This is a genomic window from Candidatus Centipeda massiliensis, from assembly GCF_900290285.1.
Classification (GTDB): domain Bacteria; phylum Bacillota; class Negativicutes; order Selenomonadales; family Selenomonadaceae; genus Centipeda; species Centipeda massiliensis.
Genome location: NZ_LT985755.1, coordinates 216867 through 230951, shown reverse-complemented (window position 1 = coordinate 230951; position 14085 = coordinate 216867). Strand labels below are relative to the sequence as shown.

Genomic DNA, 14085 nt, shown 5'->3' with positions numbered 1-14085 from the left:
CGTTCTTCACCTCCTCTACGTTGCAATGCGCCGCTGCTCGGGTCTTGGCTGCGGGGGCGGCTTTGGGAGATCGGGGCGCTTGTTCGGTCTTAGCTCCGCTTTTTTCGGCGGAGGCTGTACGGGCGGATTGGGTGTGCTCGGTGCCGGGTGCGAGGGACGTGCCATGCCGTTTTTGCGCTGCACTTCCTCGATCTGTGCGCGGAGGCGCTCACGCCGCAGATCCTCTTCCTCGCGCTCGTGCTGTGCAATGCGCAGCCGCTCCGCCTGCATCTCCTCTGAGCCGTAGTAAATGCGTGCCTGCTCCACGATGTCAGGCAGGTCGGCGTAGAGATAGCGGCCGGGGCAGGCGGTGGCGTTCAGGTCGCGATGCCCCTTCACCGTGACCTGCCACAGCGGATCGAGCTGATAGACGGTGCAGAGTGCGGCAATGAGATGCGCCGCAGAGATTTCCTGCGCATCGGTCGGTGTGCCCATCTCGAAATTGCCGGCGAGATTGATGCCGACGGTATGGCGGTTTTCACCGTATACATGGGCGCCGACCGTGCCGAGCGGACGCCCCTGCTCGATCGTGCCGTCCTTACGGATGAGGAAGTGATAGCCGATGCCCGACCAGCCGTTGTTCAGATGCCATTGGTGAACCGTTTCTGCCGAGACATCATCATTGTTTGCCATGCCAATATGGTGGACGACGATACAGTCTGTCACGAAGCGATTTTCGAGCGCACCGAAGCTCAGATGGGTCTGTCGCACTGCCACACCCGGAAGTGCCGACGGAATGTACCATGATGCCTCAGCGGCGGCGGGGAAGAAGGGAAAGACGGCGGCGCCGATGCCGACAAGTGCCAGCTGGCGCAGAAATTCTCTACGGTTCATGGGAGATCTCCTGATAGGAATACGATTGATCTGTGAGGTGGAGCTCCGTATCGTGAAGGGCAAAGAGTGTCGAGCGGTGGCCGACGCTGATGATGCTGGCGTTGGGGAGTTCCTGATGCAGTCGTTCATACAGTGCGCGTTCGCGCGGTTCGTCGAGGGCAGAGGTCGCCTCGTCGAGGAAAATCCAGTCGGGACGGATGAGCAGGATACGCGCAAAGGCAAGGCGCTGCTGCTCGCCGAGTGAGAGGATGCGGCTCCAGTCGTCCACGTCATCGAGGCGTGCAGCGAAGTGCTCCAGTCCGACGAGGCTCAGAATGCGTGCGATCTCTCCATCCGGCGCACCTGCCGTGCGCGGATAGGAGAGTGCGCGGCGCAGCGAGCCGAGGATGAGATAGGGGCGCTGGGGGAGAAAGAGGCGCTTTGCTCCCTGCGGCAGCTTGATGCTTCCGCTGCCGTACGGCCATAGCCCTGCGAGCGCACGCAGCAGCGTGCTCTTGCCGGCACCCGAGGCACCCGTCACGAGGGTTCGGCTGCCCTGCGGCAGAGAAAGTGTGCAAGCCGTAAGGAGCGGAGCGCCGTCCGGCAGGGTGACCGTGAGATCGTCGAGCGCAAGTGTGCTGCCGCTTCCCTCGGTGCGTGCAATGCCGCTGGTCACCTGCGCGGCTCCCGCGATATGCTCCGTAAAGCCGGAGAGTCGCTGAATGACGGCGGCAAGCTCTGCAATGGAGCTGTAGGAATCGACGAAGAAGGAGAGTGCGTCCTGTACGCGGCCGAACGCGGACATCGTCTGCATGAGTCCGCCGAGTGCCATTTCGCCCGCATAGTAGCGCGGCGCTGCCATGATGAGCGGAAAGATGATCGCGAGCTGACCGTAGCCGTTGACGTAGAAGTTCAGCAGCTTCGTCCGGCGCATGAGTCCCCAGTAGTTTTTGATGACGTTTGCAAAACGCTCCTTGAAGCCGACCGATTCCGCCATCTCGCCGCGGTAGAATGCGATGCTCTCGCTGTTCTCGCGCACGCGCATCATACTGAAACGAAAGTCCGCCTCGTAGCGCTGCTGATTGAAGTTCAGACCGATGAGTTTTTTGCCGACGATGTGGACGAAGTACGTGCCAAGCCCCGAGTAGAGGAGGGACAGCCAGAACATATAGCCGTAGATCGTAAACTCTGCGGTGCCGATGGGAACGGTGACCGCGCCCGAGAGGTTCCAGAGTACGACGGCAAATGCGCCGAGCGTCGTCAGCTGCTTGAGGATGCCGACGAGCAGCGTCAGCGTGAGCGATACAAACTGATTGATGTCCTCGCTGATACGCTGGTCGGGGTTGTCCGTGTCGCTGCGCAGGACTTGCAGGCGGTAGTAGACTTGTCCGTGCATCCAGCGCGCCAGGTACTGCTCCGTCATCCATGTACGCCAGTTGATTGTCAGCATCTGACGGAGATAGACGGCGTAGACGGCGATGATGATATAGATGAAGGCGAGTACGGTGAATTTGCCGATGAGCGGCCAGAACGAATCCCAATCGTATGCCTGCAGCGCGTCGTAGAACACGCGGTACCAGTCGTTGATCTGAACGAGCAGATACACCATGATGAGATTGAGCGCAATGACTGCGGCAAGCAGTCCGCGCGCCTTCCATTTCTCGGGGGAACTCCAATATCCTTTGAACAGCTGCCAGAAGCCGCGTACAATAGGTAACTTCAATCCATAGCCTCCTTCATCAGAAAGAACGGATTTCATTATAATATTTTTTCCCATCGTCCGCAAGGCATTCGGCGTTGATAAAACGATATAATGATACTTGTTATCGTTGACGCAAATAGAAATATGTAGTAGAATGGGGGCGCTTATTAGGAGATGACGAGGGTCATCGCAGTCCAGAAGGGAAGGAATGGTCACAGAATGGAATTTGTTTCACAGGGGTTTGAGTTTTTTCGGCAGGGCGGTATTGTCATGTACTTCCTGCTCGCGGCGTCGATCTTTGTCGTCTTTATCGGTATAGAGCGTGCTTTCTACTTTACACGGATGGACGCAGGTCGTGCGTTTGCGCGGGAGTTTATGCTGCACATTGCGAACGAGCGCTATCGGGAAGCCGTTGCGTGGACGGACGAGAAGCGCGGCGCGATTGCGGATATTTTGTTCAGTGCAATTACGAAAAACAGTAAGAACTCGCGCAAGATGTCCTCCTACATGGAGATTCAGTCCGGCATCGCACTCTCCAAGCTGCGCAGCCGTATGTACTATCTGAGCGTCATTGTCACCATGGCGCCGCTGCTCGGCCTGCTCGGCACGATCAGCGGCATGATCTCGACGTTCAGCGTGTTCAATCTTGAGGCGGGCGAGCCGAGTGCGATCACGGGCGGTGTCGGTGAGGCGCTCATTGCAACGGCGATGGGTCTGTGCGTTGCCATTATCGCGCTCTCCGTACACGCGTATTTCTCCCAGCGCATTGAGAACATCGTTACCGATATGGAGATGTGCTTCTCCGCTGCTGAGAGCAGCCGCGTGGAACTGGCACGCGCGGCAGGGGTCAAGGGCGTGGTCGAGAACGCTCCGCGCACCGGAGAAACGGCGGAAGGTGATGAGGCATGAGGCTGCGCGACAGAAGGGCGTTTGAAAAACCCGAGGTCATGATTATCCCCATGATCGACATCATGTTTTTTCTGCTCGTGTTCTTTATCATGAGCACACTCTACATGGTGAACCTCAAGACTGTGGACGTGAATCTGCCAAAGGCGCAGACGGCGCAGACGCAGCTGAACGTGACCTATCTCGTCACCGTGCGCAAGGACGGCTCGCTCTGGCTTGAGGACAAGCAGATCGACGAGGCGACCCTCCTGCGCCGTGCGCGTGCCGAGAGTCAGAAGAATCAGCGCTTTGCCGTTGTCGTGCGTGCAGACGGGGATCTGAACTACAGCGGTGTCATGGAGCTGCTGGACAAGTTCCGCAAGGAAGGAATCACGCGATTCGGTCTTGCGGCGGAGTAAGTATGTAAAAGAGACTGCTGCACGAGCGCCCCTATCGGCTCGCTGCGCTCGCCACTTCCCCCGCTCTGGCGGGGGAAGCTAAGATGCCGCAATCCTAGCCTCCCCCGTGTCGTACGGGGGAGGGGGACCACGTGAGTGGTGGAAGGGGCGCTTGTGGCGATATCGCTGACATAATGACAAGGGCTGTTGCATGAAGCTTTCCAGCTTCGTACAACAGCCCCTTTGTTATGGAGAAAAGGCGATGGTCGGCTGAGCTTCCATCCGTACCTCGAACGTGCGCGGCCACGGGTAGTATGCCGTGATATTGCTCCGCGCGACGCGCAGACGCATATCGTGCTGCTCCAACGGTGCGCGGAATGCGGCGGTGGATTCATAGCTGTGTATGCGGCGGCTCAGATCGTTCATCAGGAGATCGTTTGCCCAGCGCCAGTTGCGCGTGAGATCGAGATCGGCGGTGTTCTGATAGCCCGCGATGCGGAGCCGATTGTTCACGCGGTCGATTGTCTCCTTGAGGTAAAATTCGTCCTCGGCGATGCGACCCGTGAGAAATGCGAGATTTGCGGCAATGATGCGTTCACGCTCTGTCGCATCTGTCGCCCTCTGTATGGCACAGTGGGAGAGCAAGCCCTGTGCGAGTGCCGTGCCGATGGCGTTGCTCGCTGTGTTCCAGCCCGCGTATGCTGTGAGTGCGTTTATGGGTACATTTTTTTCGAGCAGAATGGGCAGCAGGGTTTCCTCTGCATGGAAATGGCGCGAGAGATCGACGAGGGCGACGTTTGTACCTGCTGCAAGCATCGCGCTGATGTCGGTCGCCGCAGGGGCTCGTGTGCCGAGGGTGTCCGCCGCGTTGTCACCTGCCGCGATGAAGAGCGTCAGATCACGCGGCGCATCTTCCTCTGCCAAGGCACCGCCGAGCATTGCAATTTTCTCGCGTGCCGTCACATCGTTCGAAACGGCCATAAACGGGAAAACCATATCCGCCATGTCCGCACGCGCATAGCGCAGCGCAATCTGCGGCTGTGCGCCGCCCGCTGCACACAGCTCATCCACGGCAAGACGCGCGAGCATCGAGAGTGCAATCTCATCCGCACCGTGCACGATCATCGCCCGATCCGGGGCGATGTTTTTTTCCCGCATCAGGGCGGCGAGTTCCGATTTTTTTAGATTGCCGACCGAGTATTCCTCGCCGTCGTCCTGCCCGAGGACGAGGCGTGTCAGCACACCCTCCTCCGTCAGTCCGATGAGCATGGCGGCGAGAGCCGTACTCTCATCGAAGTGGGCAAGATACTTTTGTAAATATTCGTCGGGGAACTGCGCGCGCAGCCGCTCCATCTCCTCCGTATCGACGGGCAGTCCCGCGCCCGCACGTCCGAGAAGGCGCGCGTACGCGAGGAGGGCGCGCCGCTCGCGCCAGCCCTCAATCCCGTCCTGCGGAATCGCACGCGGCAGGATGTAGAACGCGTGCAGGGGCACACTTGGGTGCGCCGTATGCAGCGTGCGCAGATATGCCGCAAGCGCGTCGATGTCGGCACCGGAGATATGTGCCTCACGCGCGGCGAGCAGTCCCCCCGAGAGCAGCTGATCGACGGAGAGAATCACGGTATCTGCGCTGCCCATATTCTCTGTGAGCCATTGGCGCATCGCGTTCGTATCGCCCCGCTTCGAGTAGTAGTCCATATACTCCGTCGGCGGCGTTACGATATCGCGACCGATGATCCTGCCGCCGTTTACGACGAACTCCCGGCACGGCGGGCGTGAGTCGAGCGGCACGAGCAGGAGCGGGCGCTGCGCTGCAGCATTTTCCGCAGCGGCGGGGAGCGTGCGCCACGATCCCGCGTATGTGGGGTGAAAGACAAAGTGAAAGAGGAGGAGGGAGAGCGCGAGATACAATCCGATTACAGGAAGATGTTTTTTCATTGAAGATCTCCATTTTTCGTAGTCTTTGTATTATAACATAGCTTTCCGTGCGGGCGACAGGTTGAAATGCAAATGCAAATTGTGGTAGAATAGGAAAGCATATAGAATGGCGGGTGGAATGTGATGCGGATCATTACGGGCAGTGCGCGCGGCACCCGTCTGAAGTCCCCTGTGGGGGAAGGGACGCGCCCGACGGCTGACCGTACGCGTGAGGCTCTCTTTAGTATGCTTGGGGCGCGTGTCCATGAGGCGCGTGTGCTCGATCTCTTTGCGGGGACGGGGGCACTTGCGCTTGAGGCTCTCTCGCGCGGGGCGGCACACGCTGTCCTCGTGGATCGTACGACGTACGCGATTCTCACGGAGAACGCGCAGCGAACGAAGCTTGCGGCACGCGCGGAGATTCGCCGTGGCGATGTCTATGGGCAGGTCGCAGCACTTGCGCGTGAGGGGCGCACGTTCGATCTCGTTTTTGCCGATCCGCCGTATGCACGTGGTGATAATGCCCGCGTTCTGTCTGCGGTGGATGAGGGGCTGCTCGCTGCAGACGGTCTGCTTGTCCTTGAGCAGGGGGCGGCTGAGCCGCTGATTGAGCACAGCGGCAGCTTTTTGCTCATGCGCGAGCGGCGCTACGGTGCAGCGCGTGTGTGCTTTTATACGAAGGCGGTGCAGGAATGAGACGAGCTGTTTTTGCTGGCAGTTTTGACCCCGTGACGATGGGGCACATCGACATTGTGGAGCGTGCGGCGTCCATGTTTGATGAGCTTATTGTCTGCATTTTTCACAATGTCCAAAAGGATGGCTGTTTCCCTCTGGAGGAGCGCATTCACTTTCTGCGCGAGGCGACGGCACATGTGGCGAACGCGCGTGTGGATGTGTTCTCGGGGCTCCTGACGGATTACATGAAGCAGCAGAACGCACACGTGGTGGTGCGTGGTCTGCGCTCGGTGAAGGATTTCGAGTATGAGGAGAATCATGCGGCGATGGTTCGCCACCTCATGCCGGAGAGTGATACGATTTTTTTGCTGACGCGCCCCGATCTGACGTTTGTCAGTTCCTCAGGGGTGCGCGAACTCATCCGCTTTCGTGGGCCGGTGCAGGGGATTGTACCGCCGTCGGTGGAGCGGGCTATCTTGAAGCTGTATGGCAAAAAACTCCCTTTGGGATAAGGCGCACGCGGCTGCGCAGGAAAAGGAGATAGATTTATGGCAGTAATTGATACGCTGAAAAAGTTGGAAGATCTGGTCGCAGAGGCCTCTCACCTTCCGTTTAGCGACAAGGCGCTTGTGAATGACGATGAGATTGTGCACCTCGTGGAGGAGCTGCGCATGGATCTTCCGAAGGAGCTGAACCGCGCGAAGGAGATCATGGAGGAACAGGCGAACATCATCGCACGCGCGCAGGAGGAGGCGAAGGAGATTATCGCCGGTGCCGAGGCGCGTGCCAACCAGATGCTTGAGGAGAGTGAGATCGTCATTCAGGCGAAGGAGCGCGCCCGTGCGGTCATGCAGCAGTCACAGGATCAGGCGCGTGAGATCATGGAGCAGGCGCAGTCGAGTGCTACGCGTCTGCAGAGTGATGCAGATGCCTATGCAAATCAGGTGTTTGAGCAGCTGATCGCCCATGTCGGCAGCACGTTCAAGGGAGTGCAGCAGGCGGAGATGGGGCTGAATCAGGCGATGAATGTGCTGCGTACGGCAAAGGCGCAGATGAATGCTCCGCAGGATGAGGTGGCGGAACTCTGAAAACGCTCCTTGACAACGCCGAAAACCGCCGCTATAATGTGAAAGGTCATGCGTCATGATGAAGTTGGATGTGGAGGGATCTTCCTTTTCCCTCGGCGAGAGCCGTATGTTCTCGTTTGCCGTCACGCCGGACTCCCTTGATATGGGGGAGGCTGCACACCATTTTGATGGGGCGGTTCGCGTGGATGGCACGGTGATGAATACGGGATCGTCCATGCGCGTTGCAGGAACGGTGCGCACACGTCGACGCTTTGTCTGTGACCGCTGCCTCGCGGAAGGGGAGCGGGAGATTGCGCTTGATTTTTCTGAGGACTATGCGAAGACTCCGGGAGAAACGGATGAGGCCGTACGCTATGATGGCGATGCCATTATGCTGGACGATCTCGTGCGTGACACCCTCCTTGTGGCTGAGCCGCTGCGTGAGCTGTGTAAGTCTGATTGCAAGGGGCTCTGCCCGGTCTGCGGGCAGAACCTGAACGAGGGAACCTGTGGCTGCGATTCGTTCGTGCCGGATCCCCGTCTGGCGGCTTTAGAAAGCCTACTCAAAAACGATTAAGGAGGTGTATCCAACGTGGCAGTACCAAAGAGAAAAACATCGAAGGCACGCCGTGACCGTCGTCGTGCGAACTGGAAGCTCGAAGCGCCGCACTATGTATCGTGCCCGCAGTGTCATGAGCCGAAGCTCCCACACCATGTGTGCATGGAATGCGGCTATTATGACGGAAAGCCTGTGGCCGAGGCGGCTGAATGAGAACCACGCAGAGCTGCTGCAAGAAGTCGTTGACTTTTTGCAGCAGCTCTTTTGCTTTTTTTCAAAATCCTCTTGCAAAAAAAATTAGCACCTAGTATAATATGCGCATACTGATAGCAGCAGGTGCTAATAATATGAATTTGTGAACACGCGCGCTGTGCATGAGTTCGGGAGAGGAGTGGTGTGATGACGGAGAAGAAGCGACGGCGGCAGGAAACGCTTGTTCAGGCAGTGCGGAAGGAGCCGTTTTTGACGGATGAGGCACTCGCCAAAAAGCTTGCGGTGAGCGTGCAGACGGTGCGGCTCGACCGTACGGAGCTTGGGATTCCGGAACTGCGCGCGCGCGTGCGTACACTCGCGGAGAATGCGCGGGAGAAGGTTCGCGCCATTCCACACACCGAGGTGATCGGCGATCTCCTGTCGCTCGAACTCGGGCTGCGGGGGACATCGGCACTCAGGGTTACGGACGATCTTCTCTTTGCAGACTCGGAGATTGCGCGCGGGACGGCGCTCTTCTCTCAGGCAAACTCGCTTGCGCTCGCGATCATCGATGCTCCTGTCGCGATGACGGGGGTCGCGAATGTGAAGTACAAGACGCCGATCCACAGGGGGGATACGGTCATTGCACATGCGGAGATTGTGAAGAAGAGAGGCAATAAGATTTTCGTCTGGGTAAAGACCTATCGCGAGGACAAAGAGGTCTTTCGCGCAAAGTTTATCGTGGTTTCTTTACAGCAGTGACAAACGTATGGGGGAAGGGAGTGCAGGATGCGTATAGCGGTCGACGCGATGGGCGGTGATTTTGCACCGAAGGAGATTGTGCGGGGCGCGGTGGATGCAGCGAAGAAGTACGACTGTGAGATTGTGCTGATCGGCGATGAGGAGCAGATTCGCGCGGAGCTGCACGGAGCGGATCCGACGGCACTGCGCATCTCCATTGTGCACGCCTCCGAGGTCATCGGCATGAACGAGCACCCGGCAGAGGCGGTGCGGTCCAAGAAGGATTCCTCCATTGTGGTTGCAACGCGCCTCGTCAAAGAGGGGCAGTGTGATGCGGTTTTTTCCGCCGGTTCGACGGGGGCTGCCGTTGCGGCTGCGCAGCTGATCCTGCAGCGCATTCGCGGTGTTGGGCGCCCCTCGATTGCAACGCCGATGCCGACGCCCGACGGTGTGACGCTTATGCTCGACTCAGGAGCGAATGTCGATTCCAAGCCCGAACATCTCGTGCAGAGTGCGGTGATGGGGTCACTCTACGCACAGTACGTCTTCGGGATCGAGCGTCCGCGCGTCGGACTCCTCAACATCGGCGAGGAGGAGACGAAGGGCAACGAGCAGGCGAAGGAGACCCATTCGCTGCTCAAGGCAGAGCCGAATATTCACTTTTGCGGGAACGCCGAGGGGCGTGATGTACCCAAGGGAAATTTCGATGTTGTCATTTGTGATGGATTTGTCGGCAATGTTGTGCTAAAATTTGCAGAGGGGCTTGCGAAAACCATTCTGGGACTCATTCAGGAGGAGATTCGCGGGGCGGGGCTGATGGCAAAACTCGGCGCCCTGCTCCTCATGCCGACGCTGCGTCGTCTCGGCAAGCGGCTGGATGTGAGGGAGTACGGCGGTGCGCCGCTCCTCGGTGTCAACGGCTGCTGCGTGATCGGGCATGGTTCATCGGACGCCAAGTCCGTCGCCAGCGCGATTGGCGTCACGGTGGACTACGTGAACGGGAAGGTGCTGGATCAGATCCGTGATGCTCTGGCAAAGGAGAGGAAGAAGGATCATGCCTAAGATCAGTGCGGGCATCCTCGGAACAGGCTACTATGTTCCCGAGAAGGTGCTGACGAATTTCGACCTTGAGAAGATGGTTCAGACAAATGACGCGTGGATTGTTGAGCGCACGGGCATTCATGAGCGGCGGATTGCTGCCGAGGGCGAGCCGGTTTCTGTGCTCGCGCAGCGTGCGGCAGAGATGGCGCTGCGTGACGCACAGGTCGATGCGGCAGATCTCGATCTCATCATCATGGCGACGCTTACCTCGGATCGCATTATCCCGTCGACGGCGTGTGTGCTTCAGGATCGCCTGGGCGCAAAGAAGGCGGCGGCTTTTGATCTTTCGGCGGCGTGTTCCGGCTTCGTCTATGCGTCCTCGATTGCGACCCAGTTCATCGAGAGCGGTGTCTATCGTCACGTTCTCGTGATCGGCGGTGAGACGCTGTCGAAGGTCATTGACTGGCAGGATCGCAATACCTGTATCCTTTTTGGTGACGGTGCGGGCGCTGCTGTCTTTGGCGCCGTTGAGGACGGCTATGGTATGCTGTCGTTCGATCTTGGCAGCGATGGCTCGGGCGGCGATACCCTCGATATTCCGTCGAGCGGCAGCCTCTGTCCTGTGACACCCGAGACGATCGAACAGCGTCTCAATTTCGTTCACATGGACGGCAAGGCGGTGTTCCGCTTTGCGACCAAGGTCATGGGAAAGACGGTGGAAACATCTCTCGAACGAGCGGGAATGCAGCGTGAGGAGCTGGACTACCTCGTCCCACATCAGGCGAATATCCGTATTATCCAGGCGGCAGCGAAGCGACTTGCGATGCCGATGGACAAAGTAATTATAAATATTCATCGTTACGGCAATATGTCTGCCGCATCCATCCCTGTCGCCCTCGCGGAGGCGGCGCACGCGCAGCAGTTCAAAAAGGGAGACAACATTGCCCTCGCAGGGTTCGGCGCGGGACTTACATGGGCATCGTGTATTATGAAATGGGCGAAGGAGGAAAACGGTTAATGTTTGAAAACAATCCGATTTGTCGGATGCTTGGCATCAAGTATCCAATCTTCCAGGGTGGTATGGCATGGATCGGTACGGCCGAGCTTGCCTCCGCCGTTTCAAATGCCGGAGGGCTCGGGCTGATCGGTGCCGGACACATGCCCCCGGATGCGCTGCGCAACGAGATTCACAAGGCGAAGGGCTGGACAGATAAGCCTTTCGGTGTGAATGTCATGCTCATGAGTCCCTTCGTGAAGGAAGTCATGCAGGTTGTGCTCGACGAGCGTGTTCCCGTTATCACGACAGGCGCGGGCAATCCCGGCGAGTATGTGCCGGCGCTGAAGGAGATCGGATCGAAGGTCATCCCTGTTGTGGCGTCTGTGGCTCTGGCACGTCGCCTCGTGCGCACGGGCGTGGATGCCGTGATCGCCGAGGGCACGGAGTCCGGCGGACACATTGGCGAGATCACGACGATGGCGCTTCTTCCGCAGGTGGTGGATGCGGTCGATGTGCCTGTCATCGGTGCGGGCGGCATTGGCGACGCGCGCGGCATGGCGGCGGCATTCGCACTCGGCGCACAGGCGATCCAGATGGGCTCGCGCTTTGTCCTGAGCGATGAGTGCATTGCACATCCAAACTACAAGAACGCCGTGCTCAAGGCAAAGGATCGCTCGACGGTTGTCACGGGACGCTCGCTCGGGCACCCCGCACGCGTCCTTCAGAACAAGCTCTCGCGCAAGTATGAGGAGATGGAGGCGGCAGGTGCCTCGAATGAGGAGCTTGAGCAGCTCGGTGTCGGCAGTCTGCACCGTGCAACGCATGAGGGCGACACGGACAACGGCTCGGTCATGATCGGTGAGATCTCTGGCATGCTTTCGGATATCAAGCCCGTTGCGCGGATCATCGAGGATATTGTCAACGGTCTTCCAGGGGCATTCGGCGCTGCTCAGAAGACCTGTGAGTGAGGTGTTCACAATGGGAAAACTTGCATTTCTGTTTCCGGGACAGGGCGCACAGGTCGTCGGCATGGGCAAGGATTTCTTTGACCGCTATGATCTTGCGAAAAAGCGCTTTGCCGAGGCGGATGAGGCACTCGGCTACTCCATCAGCAAGCTCTGCTTTGAGGGACCTGCCGATCAGCTGCAGCTGACGGAGCATACGCAGCCCGCCATCCTCACGGTGGCGGTCATTGCCGCAGAGCTCCTGCGCGCGGAGGGCATCGAGCCGGAGATCGCTGCGGGGCACAGCCTTGGTGAGTATGCGGCGCTCGTTGCGGCGGGCGTGCTCTCGTTCCAGGATGCGGTTCTGCTCGTCCACAAGCGCGGTGCCTATATGCAGGAGGCTGTCCCCGTGGGCGAGGGTGCAATGGCTGCGGTCATCGGGCTCGATGATGAGACGATCATCTCCGCCTGTGCCGAGGCGAGCGCCGTTGGTGCTGTTCAGGCGGTCAACTTCAACTGCCCCGGACAGACGGTCATTGCGGGGACGGCAAAGGGCGTTGAAAACGCCGTCGCGCTGCTTCAGGAAAAGGGAGCGAAAAAGGCGGTCATCCTGCCTGTCTCTGCGCCGTTCCACTCGACGCTCATGGAACCTGCCGCGAAGAAACTCGCGGCGGAGCTTGACAAGGTGGAGCTGCATGACGCGGCGTTCCCTGTCGTCTCGAACTATACGGGCGGTCTCCAGCAGAGTGCTGCGGAGATCAAGGCGAACCTCGTGGCGCAGGCGGATCATCCCGTGCGCTGGATTGCGTGCGTGAATACGATGCGTGACTTCGGTGCGGACACCTATGTCGAGTGCGGTCCGGGCAAGACGCTCGCGGGATTCAACAAGCGCATCGACAAGGCTCTGAAGAGTCTGAACGTCGAGAATGTAGAATCACTGCAAAAAACACTTGACACACTAAAGAAGTAATGTTTAAATGAATTCGGCTGTGATGAAGGAGGATCCGTATGCTTCTTGAGGGAAAAGTTGCTCTTGTTACGGGCGGTTCTCGCGGCATTGGTCGTGCGGTCGCCATTCGGCTTGCACAGGAGGGCGCAAAGGTCGCCGTCAACTATGCAGGAAACAAAGCCGCCGCCGAAGAGGTCAAGGCGATCATTGAGGAGCAGGGCGGCACGGCATTCCTCATCCAAGCGGACGTTTCGGACAGCGCAGCTGCCGCTGAAATGGTCGCGCGCGTGCACGAGGAACTCGGCGGGCTTGACATTCTTGTCAACAATGCGGGCATTACGCGTGACGCGCTCCTCGTTCGTATGAAGGACGAGGATTTCGATGCGGTCATCGGCACGAATCTCAAGGGGATTTACGCCTGCACGAAGGCTGCCGCGAAGTTCATGACGAAGCAGCGCAGTGGACGCATTGTGAACCTCTCCTCTGTTGTCGGTGAGATCGGCAACATTGGACAGACGAACTACGCTGCCGCAAAGGCGGGCGTGATCGGTTTTTCAAAGGCGGCGGCGAAGGAGTTCGCGGCACGCGGGGTTACGGTCAACGTGGTTGCGCCCGGCTTCATTGACACCGATATGACAGCGGTTCTCAAAGAGGAGATCCGCACGAAACTGATTGCGGGGATTCCCCTCGGGGCGCTCGGCAAACCAGAGCATGTTGCCGATGCTGTTCTCTTCCTTGTAAGTGATGCAGCATCGTACATTACCGGCCAGATCCTGAATGTAGACGGCGGCATGGTTATGTAGCATACAATCAATTTATTAAAGGAGGTGAGAACGCATGGCAACGTTTGACAAGGTTCGCGACATCGTCGTGGAACAGCTCGGCTCGGAGGCGGATGAAGTCACCCTCGAGTCCACCTTTATTGACGATCTTGGCGCAGACTCGCTCGACATTGTTGAGCTCATCATGGCTTTTGAGGAGGAATTCAATGTAGAAATCCCCGATGAGGCTGCTGAGAAGATTAAAACGGTTCAGGATGTCGTCAACTACATCGATCAGCATCAAAACAAGTAGGACGCTGCGGTATTCCACCGCAATCGTGCACACATCCGGCCTTTTAGGGAAATCCCGTGACAGCTCAGGCGCACGGGATTTTTCTCAAAAGG

The 14085-nt window shown here is 58.5% G+C and carries 17 protein-coding genes; 14 read left to right on the top strand and 3 right to left on the bottom strand.

Annotated elements, in window-relative coordinates:
* Positions 1 to 15: 15 nt before the first annotated feature.
* Positions 16 to 873 (bottom strand): N-acetylmuramoyl-L-alanine amidase, encoded by an 858-nt coding sequence (locus C8273_RS07050; RefSeq protein WP_106627040.1) that lies wholly within the window; start codon positions 871 to 873, stop codon positions 16 to 18.
* Entirely contained in the window at positions 863 to 2611 is a 1749-nt protein-coding gene (locus C8273_RS07045; protein ID WP_407695407.1) for an ABC transporter ATP-binding protein/permease, read from the bottom strand. Before C8273_RS07045 ends, C8273_RS07050 begins: the two co-directional genes overlap by 11 nt.
* A 162-nt stretch (positions 2612 to 2773) precedes the next feature.
* Between C8273_RS07045 and C8273_RS07040 the strand changes: the two genes are divergently transcribed.
* Together C8273_RS07040 and C8273_RS07035 are read left to right on the top strand one after the other, a co-directional pair.
* Positions 2774 to 3463, top strand: coding sequence for a MotA/TolQ/ExbB proton channel family protein (locus C8273_RS07040; RefSeq protein WP_106627038.1), 690 nt, complete (start codon positions 2774 to 2776; stop codon positions 3461 to 3463).
* On the top strand, positions 3460 to 3858 hold the full coding sequence (locus tag C8273_RS07035; RefSeq protein ID WP_006692566.1) for an ExbD/TolR family protein: 399 nt from the start codon (positions 3460 to 3462) through the stop codon (positions 3856 to 3858). The genes C8273_RS07040 and C8273_RS07035 overlap by 4 nt, the downstream gene beginning before the upstream one ends.
* Before the next feature lie 225 nt (positions 3859 to 4083).
* Here C8273_RS07035 and C8273_RS07030 read toward each other — a convergent pair whose 3' ends face one another.
* Positions 4084 to 5775, bottom strand: coding sequence for a DUF4127 family protein (locus C8273_RS07030; RefSeq protein ID WP_106627037.1), 1692 nt, complete (start codon positions 5773 to 5775; stop codon positions 4084 to 4086).
* A gap of 123 nt (positions 5776 to 5898) precedes the next feature.
* On the opposite strand from C8273_RS07030, the gene rsmD reads away from it, so the two are divergent.
* The 12 genes from rsmD to C8273_RS06970 all read left to right on the top strand — a co-directional run bounded on the left by rsmD (position 5899) and on the right by C8273_RS06970 (position 13993).
* Positions 5899 to 6450, top strand: a complete 552-nt coding sequence (gene rsmD / locus C8273_RS07025) for a 16S rRNA (guanine(966)-N(2))-methyltransferase RsmD (protein WP_106627036.1) — start codon at positions 5899 to 5901, stop codon at positions 6448 to 6450.
* Positions 6447 to 6941: a pantetheine-phosphate adenylyltransferase gene (gene coaD / locus C8273_RS07020; protein ID WP_106627035.1), complete on the top strand. Its 495-nt coding sequence runs from the start codon at positions 6447 to 6449 to the stop codon at positions 6939 to 6941. The genes rsmD and coaD overlap by 4 nt, the downstream gene beginning before the upstream one ends.
* A 36-nt stretch (positions 6942 to 6977) precedes the next feature.
* The gene (locus C8273_RS07015) at positions 6978 to 7517 is read left to right on the top strand and encodes an ATPase (protein WP_106627034.1); all 540 of its coding nucleotides are present in this window, start codon (positions 6978 to 6980) and stop codon (positions 7515 to 7517) included.
* A gap of 55 nt (positions 7518 to 7572) precedes the next feature.
* Positions 7573 to 8073, top strand: a complete 501-nt coding sequence (locus C8273_RS07010; protein ID WP_106627033.1) for a YceD family protein — start codon at positions 7573 to 7575, stop codon at positions 8071 to 8073.
* 15 nt (positions 8074 to 8088) lie between these two features.
* Complete coding sequence (gene rpmF / locus C8273_RS07005; protein ID WP_006306287.1) at positions 8089 to 8268, top strand: 50S ribosomal protein L32; 180 nt, start codon at positions 8089 to 8091, stop codon at positions 8266 to 8268.
* A gap of 186 nt (positions 8269 to 8454) precedes the next feature.
* On the top strand, positions 8455 to 9009 hold the full coding sequence (gene fapR, locus C8273_RS07000) for a transcription factor FapR (protein ID WP_106627032.1): 555 nt from the start codon (positions 8455 to 8457) through the stop codon (positions 9007 to 9009).
* A gap of 27 nt (positions 9010 to 9036) precedes the next feature.
* Positions 9037 to 10050 carry a phosphate acyltransferase PlsX gene (gene plsX / locus C8273_RS06995; RefSeq protein WP_106627031.1) on the top strand — a complete coding sequence of 338 codons (1014 nt, stop codon included), beginning with the start codon at positions 9037 to 9039 and terminating at the stop codon, positions 10048 to 10050.
* Complete coding sequence (locus C8273_RS06990; RefSeq protein ID WP_106627030.1) at positions 10043 to 11047, top strand: beta-ketoacyl-ACP synthase III; 1005 nt, start codon at positions 10043 to 10045, stop codon at positions 11045 to 11047. The genes plsX and C8273_RS06990 overlap by 8 nt, the downstream gene beginning before the upstream one ends.
* Positions 11047 to 11994 (top strand): enoyl-[acyl-carrier-protein] reductase FabK, encoded by a 948-nt coding sequence (gene fabK, locus C8273_RS06985; RefSeq protein ID WP_106627029.1) that lies wholly within the window; start codon positions 11047 to 11049, stop codon positions 11992 to 11994. Before C8273_RS06990 ends, fabK begins: the two co-directional genes overlap by 1 nt.
* A 10-nt stretch (positions 11995 to 12004) precedes the next feature.
* The gene (gene fabD / locus C8273_RS06980; protein ID WP_106627028.1) at positions 12005 to 12940 is read left to right on the top strand and encodes an ACP S-malonyltransferase; all 936 of its coding nucleotides are present in this window, start codon (positions 12005 to 12007) and stop codon (positions 12938 to 12940) included.
* Between the two features lie 38 nt (positions 12941 to 12978).
* Complete coding sequence (fabG, locus tag C8273_RS06975) at positions 12979 to 13722, top strand: 3-oxoacyl-[acyl-carrier-protein] reductase (RefSeq protein WP_106627027.1); 744 nt, start codon at positions 12979 to 12981, stop codon at positions 13720 to 13722.
* A 34-nt stretch (positions 13723 to 13756) separates the two neighbouring features.
* Complete coding sequence (locus C8273_RS06970) at positions 13757 to 13993, top strand: acyl carrier protein (protein WP_006306294.1); 237 nt, start codon at positions 13757 to 13759, stop codon at positions 13991 to 13993.
* The last annotated feature ends 92 nt before the right edge of the window (positions 13994 to 14085 follow it).